Annotated in this window: 1 pseudogene; it reads right to left on the reverse strand. The window is 61.8% G+C overall.

The features are described from left to right. Window positions 1-429: pseudogene (locus AAEZ05_RS27825) on the reverse strand (arginine decarboxylase); the annotation flags it as partial.

A 429-nucleotide genomic window follows, 5' to 3' on the forward strand; every position in this document is an offset into this window, starting at 1 on the left:
GGTGCCGCCCTTCGGCGCCAGGGCCAGCACGGCCAGCAGCTCAGGCTTGGAGCCGGCTTCCAGGCCGATGGAGACGTTCTGGGTGGCAATGATGTTCTCGATCACCGCTTCTTGCTGGTTCACCTTGATCGGGTACAGCGCGGTGTACTTGCTCTGGTATTCCAGGCGCTCGATGTTGGCATCGAAGGCACCGGTCAATTGGCGCACGCGGTCTTGCAGGATATCGGGGAAGCGCACCAGCAGCGGCAACGACAGGCCGCTTTTGCGCAACTCATCGACTTGCTCGTACAGGTCGACGGGCGTGCTGTTCGGGCCGTTCGGACGAACTTCTACGCGACCGGCTTCATTGATCGCGAAATACCCGGCCCCCCAATGGCGAATCCCGTAAACACTGCGGCTGTCCGCAACTGTCCATTGGCTGCCATCGTC

Source organism: Pseudomonas sp. HY13-MNA-CIBAN-0226, assembly GCF_040310305.1.
Lineage (GTDB): Bacteria > Pseudomonadota > Gammaproteobacteria > Pseudomonadales > Pseudomonadaceae > Aquipseudomonas > Aquipseudomonas gregormendelii.